Raw genomic sequence first — 18,989 nt, 5'->3', positions numbered from 1 at the left:
CGGCAGATTCGAACTGCCGGATTTTTTAATCCAACCCGAAATCGTTTATCCTCCCTCCGATCAATTAATCACCCGATCACTTAATCATCTATTCGGATTATTCGCTTTTCAGCGAATGCACCGGATTAAGAGTTGCCGCTTTGTAACTTTGCCAACCCACCATCAATAAGGCCACGATACAAGCAAAAACACCGGCGACAACAAATATCCACCAACTAATCCCGATTCGGTATACATACCCGGATAACCAGTAGTCCGTCGCCCACCAACCGATCGGACAAGCAATCACGAAAGCAAACAGAATCCACCGGAGAAAACCGGATATCAACATCCTCAGTACTTCCCGGATCGAAGCTCCGTTTACCCGGCGTAAGCCGATCTCCCGCAATCGTTGTTGAATAAAATAAGTGGACATAGCCAATATACCCATCATGCTCAACATAACGGCTAACAAACAAAAAATACCTACCAAAGAAGCGGTACGTTCGCCCTCTTTGTACCACAAATTAATTCTATCGTCCAAGAAACCGGAACCATAAGGACGTCCTTCGATGAATTTCGCGTACACGCTCTTTACCCGTTCATATGCCTTTATCGGGTTTCCGGTAACCCTCACCAGAATCAAAGATCTGCCAAATCTATTACCGAACGACACCTCTAACGGCCCCATCGCCTCTTTAAATCCGGCGAAATGAAAATCATCCATAATCCCCAAGATGGGAATAAGCCGCCCATTCCGTTTGTATGAAGTAGGTTCACCTTCCAGTTCCAGGTTTTTTACGGCCGTACGATTCAGATAAACCCCCGGACCCGTTATCCCGGTAGGAGTCACCGGTATATTGAAAACAGAAAAGAAGGCCGTATCCGTACAATAAACGGTAAAACCGATCCACTTACCTTCGGATTCAAACGTGTTGTTATCTCCCCAAAAACCGGGAGCTCCCGAAGAGAAAGTACAGCTTTTTACTTCCGGCAATTGAGATAATTCGCTTCTGAATCCGGCATCCTGGCCATAATTTATCCTGTTCGTCAACCAAATAACGTTCTCTTTGTCAAAACCCAAATAATAATTTCGCATATAATCCGTTTGTCCCCGAATCACCAAGGTGCCGATAATTAAAACGATCGTCACTACAAATTGGAAACAGATCAATACCTTACCGTACACGCTCTTGCTCTTCCGGTGAAACATCCCTTTAACCACCTCCACGGAATTAAAACGGGTAACCATCCAGGCAGGCATAATGCCGGCAACGATACCCGTCAAAACGACAAATCCCAGAATACCGATAAGATTAAAAAGAGAGAAATGGTCTTTGATAGATATTTCAGTCTCCAACAAGGTATTGAACAAAGGCTCCATACTTACAGCCAATATCGCAGCTATGATAAAAGCAAGCATGCAAAGCCAAACGGACTCTCCGATAAACTGTTTGTAAAGATTGGTGTTACCAGCCCCCAGCATTTTTTTCACGGCAGCCTCCTTCGCCCGAAATCCGGCACGGGCCATCGACAGATTGTTGTAATTAATCAATGCCAAAAGAAAAATAATAACCACGATTACCGTTAGAATACTCACTAAAACTTTGCTATTCCCATGTGTCCCGCTGCCTTCATACCCGCCAAAATAAATATCCTGCAAGGGCTGTAAATCAAAAATCTTTGCACGTTCCGATTGATATATCCAGTAATGTTCCTTAAATTCAGCCAAAATCTGAGGAATCTTTGAAACCAGGTCCGCACCGGGTTTAACCAGAAAATACAGCCCGAACGAATTATTATTATTATTCGTCAAAAGATCCGGGTCTCCCCACAATTGGGCAATAAATTCAAAATTAACCATCGCATCGCATGCATCGAAATGGGTATCCTTGGGCATATCCTCCATGATTCCGGTTACCTTTAACCGATGTTGCTCGTTAACAATCACCTCCCGCCCGATAGCCGATTTGTCGCCAAACAACTTGCGGGCATAAGATTGAGAAAGAACGATACCTCTGGTCGTACACAACACCTCATTCGGGTCTCCCTCCAACAAACGAAAAGAGAAGATATTAAAAAAAGAGGAATCCGCCATAAGAATATTTATGTCCGACTTCTGCCCCTGTTCGTCGGTAACAATTACATTTTGCTGAAAGATTCGGGTATACGATTCGATTTCCGGATATTTTGAAGCCAACTCCCCTCCCACCAAAGTGCCGAAATAAGAACCGTAATCGGCAATCGCCCTGTAAATCCTATCCTTCTTACTATGGAAATTATCTACCGACAGTTCCTGATGAATATATACGCTCAACAAGATAACAAAAGCCATGGAAAAGGCAAAACCCGAAACGGTGATAGCAGTATAGAGCTTATTTCTCTGCAGGTTTCTAAAAAATATTTTTAAATTCGATAAATTCATACGGATTATTTTTAGTCCAAAGAGAATTATCAACCCTTATGCCATAAAAACAACCTGTTTATTGCCAACAAGGTACGCTCGAACGGTTCTCTTATCCTATCAAAAAATCATACAACGAGTGTATGATTTTTTGTCACTATCCCTTTCTCTCAAAATCTCGATTTCGAAAAAAACAAAGATAAAGCGTATTATGATCCGAAGATTCATCTCATAACATTAAATTTTCATTATTACTTTAGCTTTACCCATTTAACGGCGTCGGCCACGACTAATTGGGCATACTTCAACCCGCCATCACTTTCGATAGGAGGAACTCCCCGGTCATCCAACACGACACGGGATGCACCTGCCGGTAAGGAAAAGGTACCCAGGGATAACCATGCCGGATCGCCTTTTTGAACTTCTAAGACGATTTCTTCCTTTCCCCCTGAAGTGTAGACGGTATAGTAGTTTTTCATCCCCGGGTAATCGGTTGTATATTGATCTATGTTCTGTGTCTCTACATGAGGCCGATGGATAAATATCTCGTATTTGCCTGCTTCCGGAAGACTTGCCGTCCATTCGGCCTTGAATTGTCCCGTGCCGACGGCTTTTGTAAAAGCGCTCCGAATATACTCGCCGTAAGCCTTATTTAATCCATTTTCTAAGGCTGGCCCCCCCCAGGCGTTAGCCTTAATATTACAACCTGCGAAAAAGTATTCTTGATTGTCCTCGCTTTTGATCAGATCCGCCAATCGTTTCCGGTTGTTTGCCGAATCGGTCAACTGGAAGTTCTCGTCCTCGTTGTCCACGACAATCTCCCTCGGGGGGTAGAATTGATCCCTATCGAGCGGGATAACCCCTTCTTTGGGTACAGGACCCGACAAGGGTGACTCCCCCCTATTCAATAAAATATTTTTCGGTAAATTGCCCGAGTAGTTCGTGGTTAATTTCAGGGAATATCTCAAGTTTTCATGAACGACGATTCGTTTACATCCCCCGGGTTCGATCCGGTAACCCCGGCAATTTACGATCGTCTCTTCCCCGCTTTGCGTCCAACCGCGTGTAATGACCGAAACGATACCTTCCGTTTCACTGAAATTGCCGACCTTGAAATCGATGACTTGTATCTCTTTTGCCGTTTTACAGGAGAGATCTTTTATCGATAACAGGGGAAGTTGACGACTCGCGTACCACTCGTCCATGTATTCCTTGATGTTCTGCCCGAAACGCCGTTCGAACTCCTCGACAAACGAGTCGAAGTCCGCTTCCCGGAAACGGGCACGCTCGCTAAATTCCCGTGTAAACCGGGTCAGGGAGTCCCAGGTGGTAATCGTCGTGAGGTAACCCAATAAATGAGAAACTTTTAATGAAATGGCGATGCTTTGCTCCGGGCTATACCCTTCCGTGATGACCCCTTCCAATCCTTTTTCCACGATACGATTCAATATTTTCGGCGTTATATTTAATCTGACTTCTTCCGGCTGTATCATTTGATTGAATATCAAGTCCATCCCCCTATACCGGTCGGAGGTTATACTTCGATTGTGGTCCGTGAAAATATAACCCGTGTTTACCCGATCCAAGTAATAGGGCATATCGTTGTACAGCATGTATTCCTGTACACTCATGTCTTTGGGAGACCTCCCGGAAAGAGTACCGGGTTTTCTATGGGTCTTCGTGCAAAATCGTTCCTCGAAAAACGCTATTTCCGGTTGAATGTTATCGCTGAACGGCACACTGTTCAGAAAAGATACTGGAACCTCGACCAGCTTGAAATAGTGAAAGGGGTAAGGATTGGGCTTACCCTCCTCGATGATAGCTTTGCATCGATTAAATATCCTCGTTAAATTTCTCTCCCGCTCCGGGTTGTCTTCTTCCAACTCCTCCCACTCATCGAGGAATTTCAGATAAAAATCATTTCCCGGGTAAGTGTAAAACTCGACGGTAAGAGAATCGACGGTGATCGCTCTTTTCTCGTATTTCCCGATACAAAGGCTTAACCCCGTCAGGTTTTGTAGATTATGGAACGTGACCTTATCTCCCTCACTCGTCGGTTTGCCTTGCGATAAAACGGTCATATCCCCCGGTTTCTTGACATGGAGGGTGTAATCCGTGAAATCGGTCTCACTGGACGCCTGCAACCCGACCGGGGCAACCGCCATCGGGTACCACATCAATGGCGGCAAAAGCAAAGTGTATTTACCCGATACAAAAGCCGAACGCTTGCCGTAATTTTCTCCGCGGGAACTATACATGACGGGAGAAAAGAAATCCTCGTCCGGAATGTTTACCTGGTAAATATCCTCGTCGATACATCCCTCGTACTCCATCTCTATCTCGATATTTTCCCCGGGAGCCAGGGGACGCTCGATAACGATCACCTGCCGATCCCTGTGAAAGGAAAGGTTTTGTCCCCCGGATTCAATCCTGCCGATCTTTAATCCCGGGTTTAAAAAGAGCAGAAGCCGATCCATTGTTACTTTTTTCCGGTTTTGGATCTTCATCCGGCTTGTTGCCGAGAAATTATCTCCCATAGGTCGATAAGTGATATCGTGCTCGAGTACCCGTGCCTTGGGGTATTCATCGTATTTAAGAAAGACCGCACGGTATTCGATTCTATTTTTAAAACGGGTTCGAAACTTTTCAATATAGAAAAACCCGAGACCTATAGCAATTACTAAAAACAGGGAGGCCGGAACGATAAAATAGCGTCTTCGGCCGGGAACACCGGGAAGTCTCTTCGTGAACAAAACGGCAAAATAGAGAAAACTTGTTCCCAATAGTAAAAAAACCCCCCGCTGAAGCAGATAATCCCCGAGATGCATGAATCCAACGATAGTGGAAAAAGAGTCAGGCAACAGACTTCCCCGGAAATCAAGTATCCCGTGAAGAGGTGTCGTCAGGTAAGTGTACGCGAAATAGAGAAAAGCTAACAGGATAAGCCAACTGACAAACGGGTATTTGACTAACCTGTTCACGATCAAGGAGAGCCCGGTGATAAAAATAAGCGTGGGTAACACGTACGTGAGAAGATAAAAAAGATTTACCAGGGGGTTTACAGGCGAGTCTGGCATGAACATGTTGATAAACACGCAAATAATCATGAAAATAACATCGATTACTAAAAATGGGATAAAAATTCCTAAGGATTCCCCGAGGAAAGATCGGCCGTTACCGATAGGTCGCACGGAAAAGACCTCCCGGGTTTCCGCTTTTTTCCGCTTTCTATGAATATCACAGGCTATAAAGGTGACGATCACGGATTGAAACAGGTTTAAAAAGTAAATCCCGCGTAAAGGAATGGAAGAAGCGAACGCGATATCCCACCACACGACACGATGAATATCCCACGGGATCAGAATGCCTGACGTGTATCCCAATAGCCCGAGGATAAAGAGGTAAAATAACCAGCTTCTTTTTACTAACTTGCTCTCGTAAAATATAGCGGTTTTAAGGGCTGTCGTTTCCATAATCGTAAGTTTAAATCCCGAATAATCATAATATGGATTATTCGGGATTTTTTATTTCTTGATATTTTACTTCGACGGGTGTGGATCTTCAAATGTCACTTCATTGGACTCCTTTGACGGCTTACTTGCTCCATATTTATTTCTAGCTATAACACGAAATATTGCCGTATATCCTTCAATCATATCACTAACGGTATGTTCAGTCGTATAAGACGTACCCTTATCTTCCCATCTGGAGAAAAAGCCATCATACTGACCTTCAATAATATAACACATAATCGGTGACCCTCCATCATTTCGGGGTGCTTCATATCTTAATAGACATCCGGTAGTCGATACCTCAACAGCAATGGGCTTCCCCGGAGGATCAGGAGGGCCAACAGTCAACCTTGCGCCAGCAAATACAATTGTCGTAACAGTCAAACCTAAACAGATAAACAAGAATGACTTTAAAGCATTTTTTCTAATCTTTTTCATGATTTTTCAATTTAAATATCAACATTAGATGTATTGGTTTGCAAAACTAATTATTATATTTATATTTGCAAAAAATTATTATTATATTTTTAAATATATCATAGTTATGACAATAAAAAATCAATTTTCATCAATTTTAATCGTTACATTTCTTCTTAGCTGCAATAGTGCAAAGAATTCGATTACCCCGATCTCGAATATAGATGAAGATTTTCCCGTTACCGAAAAATTAGAATTTAAGCCCTTTAAAAAATATGACATTTTTGAAAGAGGGGGCTGCGTGATCGATGATTCTGTACTTTGGCATTTCGAAAGAGGAAAACAGGATTTCGGCTCCTGTTATGACTTAAACACGGGAGAGAAATTAGCCGTAATTGCTTCGAGAGGAAATGCGGCCAATGAATTAGCCGAGTTAGAGTGGTTTAACATGGTGGGTGATTCTGTTCTACTTTACGCAAATCGAAACACGATAAAAACCTTTGCTATAAAAGATATCGTAAGTAATATGCCTGCGGGAGAGAGAGAATTTTCCGTGACCACCTCTCCGGATAGTATTTTGGCATCTCGAATGACCAAACTTCCCAATGGTTCTGCCCTCGCGACAATACGTCCGGTCTTATTTTACGATATAGGAAAAAGAAACGAGATCAATAAAAAATCGGTTGTTGTATTTGACAATAACAAAGCAAACGCTTACGAAACCATAATCTATGATAGTTTTGATATCGAGAAAGCAAAAGGAGAGCAATTAGCCGCAAACGATCTGATAAAATACGCTTACGCCCAAGGTTCTATTGCCGTAAAAAATAATGATACGGCTGTTTTTTCCGTGAATCATCAATTCATAATGTACACGTTCGACATTAACAATGGAAATGTCGTAAACGAAAAAAGATACACGAAGATACAACGCAAGGACGGGAAGGAAGCGTCGTTTACTACCATAAACGACAGGAATCTGAGTATCGGTGCAATGAAAGTTACCGACAAATACATTTTATGCGGGGTTGACGGTTATTTGAGTGAAAAAGACAAAGAATCAGGACTACGGAAAAAAGCGATATTCGTGTTCGACTGGAATTTAAACCCGATCAAAAAGTTCGAGTTGCCCAATAGGAAAAAAGGCTATTATACGATATCCAATGATTGTAGTTCGGTATACTTCTGCGAGTATAACGAGGAGGGTCTAACGCTGTATAAAGCGGATTTAACGATTTAAATAGAGATGTACGAGATTATAAATTAACCCTTTTAGGGTCGGTCGTCGTTTCTACCATTGTAAGTTTAAATTCCGAATAATCATGACATGGATTAGTCGGGATTTTTTATTTCTTGATATTTTTGCAATCAATAAGGATCTTCAAATTTTATGAGATTACAAACCTTCGACGGCCGACTCCCCTGTTTTATTCGAATAGCCCACTCTCCTTACAGGAAGGTCGATTTATTTTGCAAAAGAGGAATATAGTATTATTTTTGCGGCCTTTAATTGAACTTTACCAAAAACACGTTAAACAGAATTATTCATGAAAATCGCCTTGTTTATTATTTTGCTGTCGTTATTTTTTTCCCGAAGTCATTCACAAACCCTTCTATCGCATCTATCGGAACAAGACTCTCTGTCCGGAAAATCTTTATTTGAAGTGGTCAGCGGCATGGAAAAGAAGACCGATTATTTCAATCTCTCCATACTCATGCAGATAGGATTCAACGCTAACTTCAAAGGCGATCGGCTCGAGCAAGCCGCATTCAAAATGAAAGAGTTCCGTATCGATGCCCGCGGAAAAATCACCCCCTGGCTCTCCTATCGATGGCGTCAACGCCTGAATCGGGAAAATACCCCGGCCGAACTGGATAACCTTCCCCTCTCCATCGATTACGCCATGATCGATCTCAAATTTTCGGACCGCTTCTCTTTTAAAATAGGTAAACAGGCTGCCGCATACGGCGGATTCGAATACGACCTCGATCCCCACGAAATTTACCAGTATAGCGATATGATCGATTATATGTATTTCGACTTTATGACCGGGGTAACCGGAATATATCAATTTAACGCGAATCAACAAATTCAGGTTCAAATCGTCAATAGTCGTTGCAGCTCTTTAGAAGAACTCTACGGGGTGTTACCGGAAGGAATCGAGAAAAGTAAGTTTCCGTTAGCCTATACCCTAAACTGGAACGGCTGCTTTTTCGATAACAAATGGGCTACCCGCTGGTCCTTTTCTCTACTGAATCAAGCCCGCAACACTCGTAGTCTCTACTACGTCTTAGGAAATCAACTGAACCTCGGTAAATTGAATATCTATATAGATTTTACACTTTCGGACGAAGAGTTGGACAGCCGGGAAATCATTTCCGATATCACCCGTACGGAAACAAATCCCAGTTGCGCAGAGTATACCAGGTATCAATCCTACGTGACTAAACTCAACTACCGTTTCCGGCCGCGTTGGAATCTGTTTGTAAAAGGAATGTACGAAACAGCCTCTGTGTACAAACAAAACCGGAACCGGGAAAAAGGGAAATACCAGACTTCATACGGTTATTTCGGAGGAGTCGAGTTCTATCCCGCGAAAGAAAACCTCCGTTTCTATTTGGCTTACATCGGACGTTCTTACAAATACACGAATAGAGCAAAACAATTCGGTACAAAGGATTATTCAACCACACAACTTTCTTTAGGCTTAATCTATAATCTTCCCCTTTTTTAATAACAGAAAGATAGAATGATCGGGAGATTGAGGGATATAATGATTAGGTGATTGGGAGATTAGGTGATTGGGAGATTGGGTGATTAAAAAGATTGACGATGTAGATTAAAATAAGGCATTCGATTTACAATCAGAAGATTCAAATTAAATCACAGAATCAATAAATCATTGAACCACAAAATTCTAATTATCAATATCGACCCAAACAATTTCGTCGGTAAAATCACGGCACTCTCCCAACACCTTCCCATCGGGATTCAATACCCGTGATCCACCGGCATATTTCAATCCGTTTGGATCAGTACCGCAACAATTTACACCCGCGATATACGCTTTGTTTTCTACGGCCCGTTCCCGCAACAAGGTCTCCCAATCTTTTTGACGAGACTCCGGCCAATTGGCTACATAAACAGCCATATCGTAACCTTCCGTATTTTTACTCCATTCCGGAAAACGCAAATCATAACATATATAAGTGGCTATTTTATACCCTTTGTATTCAAAAAACAACTGCTTCTCTCCCGGAGTATAACCGCCCATTCTAAAACAATTATGTTTGTCGTAAAAACGACAGATACCGTCCGGAAAAGCCACGATCAATCGATTATAAAATTTCCCATTTTCATCGTACACCGTCGATCCCATAAGTAAGGCTCCCGTACGGGCAGACCATTGTTTCAGAGAATCCGTAACGCGAGTAAAATAAGAAGCGATCCGTACTTTTTCACTTAAAGACTCCTGTTTATCCCTCTTCTTCATCAGACATCCGGAAGCAAATAATTCGGGTAAGATAATCACATCCCCTTTCTTGCTTTGCGATATCCTCCTGCTAAATGCTTTTAAATTCTCTTCAACATCTCCCCAAGCCAGAGAAGCTTGTACCAAACCGACTCTTAAGCCGCTTTTTTGTCGAACTTGTTGTGCTTTTATCTCCCCACACCAACTCAAACATAAACACAGAATACATAATCGAAATATCATAATAAAACTATTGTATACTTATCAACTAATTTTTTTTCCAAGAAATCCGAAAAAAAGCGGGTCTACTTCCGGTAAAATATATTCCCGGTTATTCAGGTATACTTTCCCGGCTTCCATATCCAAAGTCAATTGATCGCCGGACGTATAGTCTTTCGCCACCTCCCGATTTATGATAATGTACAGCCCGTGATTCATTGCCATACGATAAAAATTACGGTTAACCGACTTCACTATGATTAAGCGTATTCCTACTGCCATCAATCCCGTCACGGCATGTTTGATCAATCCGCCGCATCCGAAATTTTCCCCGGCAACAATCAGATCTCCCGGTTTTACCTCCACGGAAAAATTCATATCCAACCCGGCAAAAAGAGCCGGTTTAATCAAATCCGTCTGCTCATGCGTTATCTTATAAGTCAATTTCTCGGAAAATATCTGTCGACAAGAGATATTATCTATATCGGAATAGTTCCAAACGGCCGCTCTCCTGCGATAGTCATACCCTTCTATACACCTTTGTTCTTCGGGCTTGGGCCTGCATTTAAATTCGGCACCCTGAAAATGAATTACGGTCGACAATTCTCCCCGCATGGCGGTCATGGCCACCGTTACCGGAGAAGCCACGTATTTCTTTACACCCGATGTTGCCGTATTCCCGATAAAATAACTATTGGTCGTCGAAATTAAACGACTGTTGTCGGCAGAAGCCATATGCCCTACACTTAAACAAGGACCACAACTGGCACCCAGAATAACAGCTCCGGCACGGGACAATATATCGATAACGCCCTCTTCGATGGCCTGTAAATAAATAGCCCGGGAAGCCGGAACAATAAAAAGCTGAAAATGATCAGCCACATGTTTTCCGTCCAATATCATCGCCGCCAACCTCAAATCTTCCAAACGACCGGCAGCGCATCCTCCTATCAGTCCTTGTTGTATTTTAATACCCTCGATTTCGTTCACTCCCCTGATCTCTCCCTTTACCGTATCCAACACCAACGGGAACACTTTTGCCAAATCGATTTCGATATACCTGACATAATTTGCCCCCTTATCCGCCCATATTCCGCGGACAGCAGGTTCTCCAAAATAATCAGCCAATACGTCGTCAGGCGGAAAAACAGAACACTCGATACCCATTTCCGTGGATACATTGGCTATCGTCATCCGATCGGCAATAGACAAACTTCCCACACCGTCTCCATGGTACTCGACGATCTGTCCGTTTACCTCTATTTCACTCAGTATTCCCATAATCCACAAAGCCAAATCCTTCGCCACAACACCATCGGACAAGCTGTTTTTTAAAACAATCTTTATGGTCTCGGGAACCCTGAACCATATCTTCCCCGTTTTCCACAAAGCCGCGGTCTCCGTCTTATTCACACCCATGGCAAAACAGTTAAAAGCCCCGGCTGTAGCCATATGACTGTCGCTTCCCGTGATTAACATCCCCGGCTTTACAATATCTGCCAGCACCTGGTGGCAAATGCCCCGGTCGCAATCGTAGAAACGTTCTATATGTTGTTCTTCCACAAAATTGCGAATAGAATTATATTCGTTGATCATTTCATTCGTCAATCCGGATACTTTTCCATCCAGCACAATAACCAATTGATTCGGACAATACACGTCTTCCCCTCCCATTCGTTCGAATATCCTACGGATCCGGGCCGAGTTATCATGGCTTAAAACATAATCCGGTTCCCGAACAACAATACTCCCGACAGGTGCATTCAATATTTTCTCTACAAATGTACGTTCCATAATTTATTAATTTATCAATTTGACTACAGCCTCTATTTTTTCAATATCGCTATAATATTCTTCGTACTCGGAAATACCGGAAACCCCTCCCATTGATACCCTCGGGTTACGATAAATCATCTTACTATCTCTATGATTTTTGCCGCTCATGTGCAACGCATCCACCCCGGTTTTTGCTATACGCGGGGCATTCGTAGCGTTGACGCCGGATCCGGCCATAATTTTTATCCTTCCCTTTGCCAAATCGACTAAACGCCGGATACCCTCTTTTCCTCTCTCCGCGTCACTCTCCCCTCCCGATGTCAATACCCGGTAACAACCGGCTCGGATCACCTCTTCCAACGCCTCTTCCATATCTCTGACCATATCTATCGCCCGATGGAAAGTTACCTTCAAAGGAGCGGCATACTCCACTAACCCCCTCGTTCGTTCCGTATCCACCCGGCCGTCTGCCGACAAAATACCCAAAACGACCCCATCCGCACGGCAAGATTTGGCATAAAGAATCTCCTCTTTCATCTGTTGAAATTCTAAATCGGAATAGAAAAAATCTCCTCCCCGCGGCCGGATCATTACGTACAATTCGATGGACAATAACTCTCTCGCCATTCGGATGGCAGCAGCCGGCGGAGTCAATCCCCCGTCATACATAGCCGTACACAATTCCACCCGATCCGCCCCCGCCATTTGCGCATTCAAACAGGATTCCAATGAATAAGCACAAACCTCAACTTCCACTTTATGTTCCATATCCATACCCAATATCAATTAGATTATAAAAATAAACCTTTATTCCGTTCTATTCAAATAATCCACAAAGAAATTCATACGGAACCGGAGAAAACAGACCTACGCCTATAAACAATACGAGTACCGATCCGAGGTACATGACGATACTTATCGTAGTTTCATACGCTACCATAAACGTTCATACCGTTTCATCGCCTTCTAAAAATCAGGAACGCAGTATACTGTAATAATAGAAATCGATTACCCTACCGTTTTTCACAGCCGCTTTATGCAACACGGCTTCCAAGGTATATCCCACCTTTTCCAGAACATGCATGGAAGACCGATTGAAATCGAATACCAGGGCATACAACTTCTGAAAAGGGAATGTCTCAAAAGCATATTCCGTAACCGCTTTTATAACCTTAGGCATGATTCCTTTCCCCCAATAAGCTTCTCCCAGCCAATATCCGATCTCGGCCGTTATCCTTTCAATATCGCCTTCGGAACCGAAACCTATACTACCGACCGCTCTGCCTTCGATCTCAATGGCAAAGCGCATGGGAGGTCCCGGCAACAAATGGACCATGCTGATGTAATCGAAAGCATCCTGTTTCGTGTAAGGATGCGGAAAATGATCCATCACATTATTCCATACTTTCACATTATTTGCATTTTCTGCCAAGGAATTACAATCGGAGAAACGCCACTCTCTCAACACAAATCCGTCTCCTTCAAGGCGCACGGGACGTGCTTCTTTCGGTAATAATAAAGTTTCCCTCCCGGAACACATCGACGAAGGAAAATCACCTGCATCTGTTTTCATAATCGCAAGATTCCTTTCAGAATCTTCCTCTGTTCAAATTGTTTTTTTATCATTAAAACTACGCAAACATACGGAGATTAATGATTCGCTGTACTCCGAAACCAAAATAAATTTATGATCGATAATACATTACAAAACAATTAATTACAAGGAAACAGATCTCGCTTTTTATAGAAAATCACGGAAAACTAAATCAAGATAGATCGGTTTGCATCGTACGGGAAGAAATTATTCCCATTCCATCCCGAATAACTCCTCAAACTTCCGTTTTACGACATCCTTCACCTCTCCCATCACCAATTTATGTCCCAACTCCCGAGTCATCGAAGTAACACCCTTATCCACGAACCCGCAAGGATGGATGTAATTGAAATAATTCATATCGGTATTCACGTTCAAAGCAAAACCATGCATGGTCACAAAACGGGAACATTTGATTCCAATAGCACAAATTTTACGAGCCTTCGGTCCCATAGCGTCCAACCATACGCCGGTCGCCCCCGCTAATCGTTCTCCTCGAATCCCGTATTCACCTATACTCTGAATAACGACCTCTTCCAAACGGTCCACGTAATCCTTCACACCCAATCCGAAATTAACCATATCCAAAATCGGGTATGCCACCAATTGGCCCGGGCCGTGGTAGGTAATATCCCCTCCCCGGTCTACTTTCACGAATTCAGCCTGCTTTGCCCGCAGCTGAATGGAGTCAATCAACATATGGGCCGAATCCCCGCTCTTTCCCAAAGTATAAACATGAGGATGCTCCACGAACAAAAGATAATTGGATGTAGTTTCACCTTTCAGTTTACGGGCTTTGATCCCATCCATCAATTCCTCCTGCTTTTGCCAGACGGAACGATAATCCGCCAATCCCATATCTAAAAATACGGTCTTCTTCATCTTATCTGACATGTTTCTCGGCATGGTAACTGGACCTTACCAACGGACCGCTCTCCACGTGTGTAAACCCTTTCTCCAGACCAATCCGATGATACTCTTCGAACACCTCCGGCGTAACGTATTCCTTCACTTCCAAATTTTTAGCCGTAGGTTGCAAATACTGGCCAATCGTCATGACCTTACAGCCCACGCCGCGTAAATCATCCATCGTCTCTAAAATCTCGTCTTTCGTCTCTCCTAACCCCAACATAATACCGGATTTCGATACGATCCCGGAATCCGCAACCTGTTTGATCACCTCCAAAGAAACCGGATAGGTAGCCCTGCTTCTGACCCTGTCGGACAAACGTTTTACGGTCTCTAAATTATGGGAAATCACATCCGGACGAGCATCGATAACCTGCTGGATCAACTCTTTCCGTCCTTGGAAATCAGGTATCAACACCTCCATGGTAACCTCCGGATTTACCTCTTTCACCTTCTGTATAACCTTCACCCAGTGAGAAGCACCCAAATCATCCACATCGTCCCGGTCTACCGAAGTAATTACGGCATGCCTTAACTTCAGCAACTGTATGGACCGTGCGATATTGTCCGGTTCCTGAGGATCCAAAGGTGCCGGACGTCCGGTCTTTACATTACAAAATTTACAGGAACGGGTACAAACATCTCCCCCGATCATAAACGTGGCCGTTCCGTTTCCCCAACATTCCCCCTGATTCGGACACATTCCGCTCGTACATATCGTATGCAAATGATGTCCCCGAACAATATTTAATACTTCTGTTGAATTTTGTCCTTTCGGCAACTTTATTTTCAACCATTCCGGTTTTCTTCTGCTATTACAACACGCCATATGAAGTCTTTTAAATTTTCGGCAAATATACCTCTTCTCCGCAGCATAAAAAAGAAAAGCTGTCTAAAAAGACAGCTTTACCACTACTACTAACCCTAATTTTGACTTGATCAATTTATGAACCTTTCAAATCCAATTAAAAATTCCCGTTTTTATTACTTAGTTATTTCTTAGATGCAGAAAAACGGAAAAGGTTGCGTCAGTTCAAAAAAATTATTTATTCCCGTAATAACGGCAATAGGGAGCGATACCGCAATGTTCACATTTCGGTTTACGGGCCGTACATACATATCTTCCGTGCAATATCAACCAATGATGTGCCGTTGAAAGAATTTCGGTCGGGATGTGCTGCACTAATTGTTTCTCCGTTTCCAACGGGGTTTTCGCGTCAGTAGTCAATCCGATCCTGTCGGATACCCGAAATACATGGGTATCCACGGGCATAGCCGCTTTTCCGAAAGCCACAGCCTCCACGACATTGGCCGTCTTCCTGCCCACACCCGGTAAAGTCTGCAATTTTTCCATGTCATCGGGAACTTCCCCACCGAAATCGGTAACCAGTTTTTTGGCCATCGCGGAAAGATGTTTCGATTTATTATTAGGGAAAGAGATGGATTTAATTAATTCGAATATTTCCGATACCTCCGCCACTGCCATAGCTTCGGCATTCGGGAAACGGGCCAAAAGCCCCGGCGTCACCATGTTCACCCGCTTATCCGTACATTGGGCCGATAAAATCACCGCCACGATCAACTCAAACGGGTCATGATAAAGCAGTTCGGTCTCGGCTACCGGCATATTTTCCTTAAACCACTCAATGACATTTTTATATCTCTCTTCTAATTTCATTTTTTTATTCATTCTATTCCCTATCAAGATAATACATAATAATGGTTAAAAAGAAAGGCTCACTTTATCCTGAAAACGAATTCCTCTCTTTTTCTCTAAAAAATCCTCCGTAGCTTTCCATAAACGTACGCGGTTCTCCCGGTCCAACATATCATCCGGAAGTTTTCTCTCTTTTCTTTTCCTAAAGAAACATCCCGTGTAATTCTCTGCCTCTTTTGAAGTAGTCAACCAGATAGTAGTATCAGCACCCTTTTCCGGAGATTGAATAAAAGGGCGAAAGAAACGATCGGCCAGCGGGTCGAACCATTGATGCATCGTGATCATTCCCGTGTTTACCACTCCCGGATCCACGGCGTTGACAACAACGGACTTCTCTTTTAAACGATCGGCCAACTCCGAAGTATACAGTAAAATAGCCCGCTTCGAGGCGGAATAAGCCTTAAAACGACGAAAATTCTCCCGTACAGGCTCAAAAAAATATTCATCGATTTTTCCTATCCGGAAAGTACATGAAGAAACGTTAATGATCCTGGAGATTTTATTTATCCCCATATAAGGCAGCAGTAACCGGGTCAATAACCAAGGGCCCACGTAATTCACTCCCACGGTCGTCTCTAACCCGTCGGGGGTGACGGAAAATTCCTTACACATGATACCCGCATTATTCACCAATCCCCCCACTTCCCGATCATCCAACTGTTCCACAAAACGATGGATAGAGTCAAAAGAAGATAAATCCAAACGCAACAATTCTACTTTTCGGTTACCGCTTTCATTCACGATACGATTTCTGATATCCATGGACCGTTCCGTATTCCGGCAGGCCATAACTACCGGATGCCCGGCCTTTGCCAACGATTCGGTAATGGCCCGGCCCATTCCGCCATTAGCCCCGGTTACAATAATCCATCTGTCCATACGATCTCGTTATATATAGTTGCAATATTAACTTTCAAAATAAACTTCTTATATCATCTTCGTTTTTCTCATGATCCACCGGACCATCCCCAATGGAAGGAAAAACAAGAAAAACATAAAAAAATAATTCACCAACCCGGGCATCATCCAGGCTCGCTTGCGAAACATCCCCCGAATCGCCCGGCGAGCCAATTTTTGCGGAGTCATCATAACTCCCAAACGTAAAGCCAATTTCTGCAAACGCTTACTCAAATGATAAAGATCCGTCGCTATCGCCCCGGGACATAATACCGTCACGTAAATGCCATAATCCAACATTTCCAGACGAAAAGCCCTGGAGAAACACTTTAAGAAGCATTTGGTAGAGGCATACAGGGAAATTCCCGGATAAGAGAGCCAAGCCGACATGGAAGACATATTCAAAATATACCCCCGACCCCGACCCTTCATGTCTTCGCCGAAATACCGACACAACATAGCAGGCGTAACCATATGCAATAACAACATTTTCTCCGTAACGGCAACAGGAAGATTCACCACCTTGCTCATTTTAAATATGCCCGCGTTATTCACTAAAACCTCTATCTCCAGATTTCTATCCTTACAATACGTATAAAGGTGCTCCGCCGCATTCGTTACGGCCAAATCCATGTACAAAGGATGAGTTTCCACTCCATACTCCGCCGCCAATTCCGCTCCGACCTCCCGAATACGTTCTTCCTCATTGCTCACGAGCACCAATCCGTACCCCATAGCTCCCAACTCCCGGGCATACTCTTTTCCGATTCCGGAACTCGCCCCCGTCACTAATGCAAATTTCCCCTTTAGCTTATTTCTATCCATCTGTTTTACATTCTAACGATTCTCTCTTAATATCTAAAAGGATTATCCCTTTCTTTTTATCTTTTCAATCTCCCGTTCTAACTTTCGAGGTAAATCTTTCATATGCTGGTGGCACGCCATTTCCCGCGAATACATCCGGGCGATACAGTAATTCACGTGTTCGCAGGCATTCCGAGCATGTTCCTCTTTCGCCATCCGGTTTACAAAATCAGGCTCATTCAGCAGAGCTCTCGCCATGGATACGAACTCAAAGCCGGCATCCAGTACCATATCGATCTTCTCCTTAGATACCAATCCGCCGACATACACCAAAGGCAACTTAACCTCTTTTCTGAATTTTACCGCATCATCAAAAAAGTAAGCTTCCCGGAAGGGAACCGTCGGAATCATAAACCGACCGGCCATGGCAACCCCTATCGGCAGCCAAAACTGTTGCATGTAATGAGTCAATGTTTTTATCGGCATAGCCCCCCGCATAACATACATAGGAGCGCAGCTCACGAATCCCCCGCTCAGAATTAAGGCATGCACGCCTTCCCGTTCCAAAGTTTTAGCCACTTCTATACATTCGTCAATCTCCATTCCTCCCTTAAACCCGTCCCTCATGTTCATCTTCACCAATACCGCCATATCATCACCGGCCGCCTTCATGACCTCTCCGATTGCCATTCGCGTAAACCGCATCCGGTTTTCCAACGAACCACCGAACTCGTCTTTACGATGATTGGTATAAGGAGACAAGAATTGACTGAGCAAATACCCGTGTCCCGCGTGAACTTCCACCGCATCGAAACCGGCCTCCCGGGCCATATGCACGGCACGTCCGAAAGCCTTGGCCATCTCGTATATCTCCTCTTTTTTCATTCCCCGGACAAAAGTCGGCGAATAGATATTGAATCCGGTAGAGGCAGATATCGGCGTACACCCGGCCATCGCCGGCTTGGACATATTGCCGCAATGCCCGATTTGAATGGAAGCCGCAGCCCCCTCTTTATGTATATCATCCGTCAGCCGGCGTAAATCCGGGACAATTTCCGGCCTTAACCATAATTGATGGGGGAAAGACAAGCCACTTCGCACGATAGCCGCATAAGCGATCGTGGTCATTCCGATACCTCCCTTAGCCACGGAACAATGATAATCGCGCAACATCTGAGAAGGAGCATTTCCCGGACACATTCCCTCGAATGCCGCCGCACGAATGGTTCTATTTCGTAACGTCAAAGGACCTATAGCTCCCGGTGTAAACAAATTAGATGACATGGTA

15 protein-coding genes are annotated in these 18,989 nt (G+C 43.7%); 2 read left to right on the top strand and 13 right to left on the bottom strand.

Annotated elements, in window-relative coordinates; all coding sequences use genetic code 11:
* Positions 1 to 97: 97 nt before the first annotated feature.
* From PGR74_RS02020 to PGR74_RS02010, 3 genes are all read right to left on the bottom strand, one after another.
* Positions 98 to 2,404, bottom strand: coding sequence for an ABC transporter permease (locus PGR74_RS02020; RefSeq protein WP_270516654.1), 2,307 nt, complete (start codon positions 2,402 to 2,404; stop codon positions 98 to 100).
* Positions 2,405 to 2,634: 230 nt separating this feature from the next.
* Positions 2,635 to 5,856: a golvesin C-terminal-like domain-containing protein gene (locus PGR74_RS02015; RefSeq protein WP_041504912.1), complete on the bottom strand. Its 3,222-nt coding sequence runs from the start codon at positions 5,854 to 5,856 to the stop codon at positions 2,635 to 2,637.
* Positions 5,857 to 5,922: 66 nt separating this feature from the next.
* On the bottom strand, positions 5,923 to 6,333 hold the full coding sequence (locus tag PGR74_RS02010; RefSeq protein ID WP_041503695.1) for a fibronectin type III domain-containing protein: 411 nt from the start codon (positions 6,331 to 6,333) through the stop codon (positions 5,923 to 5,925).
* Between the two features lie 106 nt (positions 6,334 to 6,439).
* Between PGR74_RS02010 and PGR74_RS02005 the strand changes: the two genes are divergently transcribed.
* Together PGR74_RS02005 and PGR74_RS02000 are read left to right on the top strand one after the other, a co-directional pair.
* Positions 6,440 to 7,552 carry a hypothetical protein gene (locus tag PGR74_RS02005; protein ID WP_236684950.1) on the top strand — a complete coding sequence of 371 codons (1,113 nt, stop codon included), beginning with the start codon at positions 6,440 to 6,442 and terminating at the stop codon, positions 7,550 to 7,552.
* Between the two features lie 307 nt (positions 7,553 to 7,859).
* Positions 7,860 to 9,047 (top strand): porin, encoded by a 1,188-nt coding sequence (locus tag PGR74_RS02000; protein WP_270516653.1) that lies wholly within the window; start codon positions 7,860 to 7,862, stop codon positions 9,045 to 9,047.
* A 183-nt stretch (positions 9,048 to 9,230) separates the two neighbouring features.
* Here the strand turns inward: PGR74_RS02000 and PGR74_RS01995 are convergent, their stop codons facing one another.
* From PGR74_RS01995 to PGR74_RS01950, 10 genes are all read right to left on the bottom strand, one after another.
* Positions 9,231 to 10,028: a nitrilase-related carbon-nitrogen hydrolase gene (locus PGR74_RS01995; protein WP_052634668.1), complete on the bottom strand. Its 798-nt coding sequence runs from the start codon at positions 10,026 to 10,028 to the stop codon at positions 9,231 to 9,233.
* 21 nt (positions 10,029 to 10,049) lie between these two features.
* Complete coding sequence (locus tag PGR74_RS01990; RefSeq protein ID WP_041503704.1) at positions 10,050 to 11,798, bottom strand: aconitase family protein; 1,749 nt, start codon at positions 11,796 to 11,798, stop codon at positions 10,050 to 10,052.
* A 6-nt stretch (positions 11,799 to 11,804) separates the two neighbouring features.
* The gene (locus tag PGR74_RS01985; RefSeq protein ID WP_316929911.1) at positions 11,805 to 12,554 is read right to left on the bottom strand and encodes a copper homeostasis protein CutC; all 750 of its coding nucleotides are present in this window, start codon (positions 12,552 to 12,554) and stop codon (positions 11,805 to 11,807) included.
* A gap of 199 nt (positions 12,555 to 12,753) precedes the next feature.
* Positions 12,754 to 13,353 carry a GNAT family N-acetyltransferase gene (locus PGR74_RS01980; protein WP_235375075.1) on the bottom strand — a complete coding sequence of 200 codons (600 nt, stop codon included), beginning with the start codon at positions 13,351 to 13,353 and terminating at the stop codon, positions 12,754 to 12,756.
* Between the two features lie 228 nt (positions 13,354 to 13,581).
* A complete protein-coding gene (gene lipB / locus PGR74_RS01975) occupies positions 13,582 to 14,256 on the bottom strand; it encodes a lipoyl(octanoyl) transferase LipB (RefSeq protein ID WP_181416478.1) in 675 nt (224 codons plus the stop codon).
* A 1-nt stretch (position 14,257) separates the two neighbouring features.
* Positions 14,258 to 15,112: a lipoyl synthase gene (gene lipA, locus PGR74_RS01970; RefSeq protein ID WP_041503706.1), complete on the bottom strand. Its 855-nt coding sequence runs from the start codon at positions 15,110 to 15,112 to the stop codon at positions 14,258 to 14,260.
* Between the two features lie 213 nt (positions 15,113 to 15,325).
* Positions 15,326 to 15,961 carry an endonuclease III gene (gene nth / locus PGR74_RS01965; RefSeq protein ID WP_041504051.1) on the bottom strand — a complete coding sequence of 212 codons (636 nt, stop codon included), beginning with the start codon at positions 15,959 to 15,961 and terminating at the stop codon, positions 15,326 to 15,328.
* A gap of 45 nt (positions 15,962 to 16,006) precedes the next feature.
* Positions 16,007 to 16,879 carry an SDR family oxidoreductase gene (locus tag PGR74_RS01960; RefSeq protein ID WP_041503707.1) on the bottom strand — a complete coding sequence of 291 codons (873 nt, stop codon included), beginning with the start codon at positions 16,877 to 16,879 and terminating at the stop codon, positions 16,007 to 16,009.
* Positions 16,880 to 16,927: 48 nt separating this feature from the next.
* Positions 16,928 to 17,722, bottom strand: a complete 795-nt coding sequence (locus PGR74_RS01955; RefSeq protein WP_041503708.1) for an SDR family NAD(P)-dependent oxidoreductase — start codon at positions 17,720 to 17,722, stop codon at positions 16,928 to 16,930.
* A 42-nt stretch (positions 17,723 to 17,764) separates the two neighbouring features.
* On the bottom strand, positions 17,765 to 18,985 hold the full coding sequence (locus PGR74_RS01950) for an NADH:flavin oxidoreductase (protein WP_270516651.1): 1,221 nt from the start codon (positions 18,983 to 18,985) through the stop codon (positions 17,765 to 17,767).
* Positions 18,986 to 18,989: the final 4 nt, after the last annotated feature.

The organism is Sanguibacteroides sp. AM78-02pH3A (assembly GCF_027666085.1).
In the GTDB taxonomy this organism is placed as follows: Bacteria; Bacteroidota; Bacteroidia; order Bacteroidales; family Marinifilaceae; genus Gabonibacter; species Gabonibacter massiliensis.
This window is presented reverse-complemented; position numbering and strand designations above follow the sequence as displayed.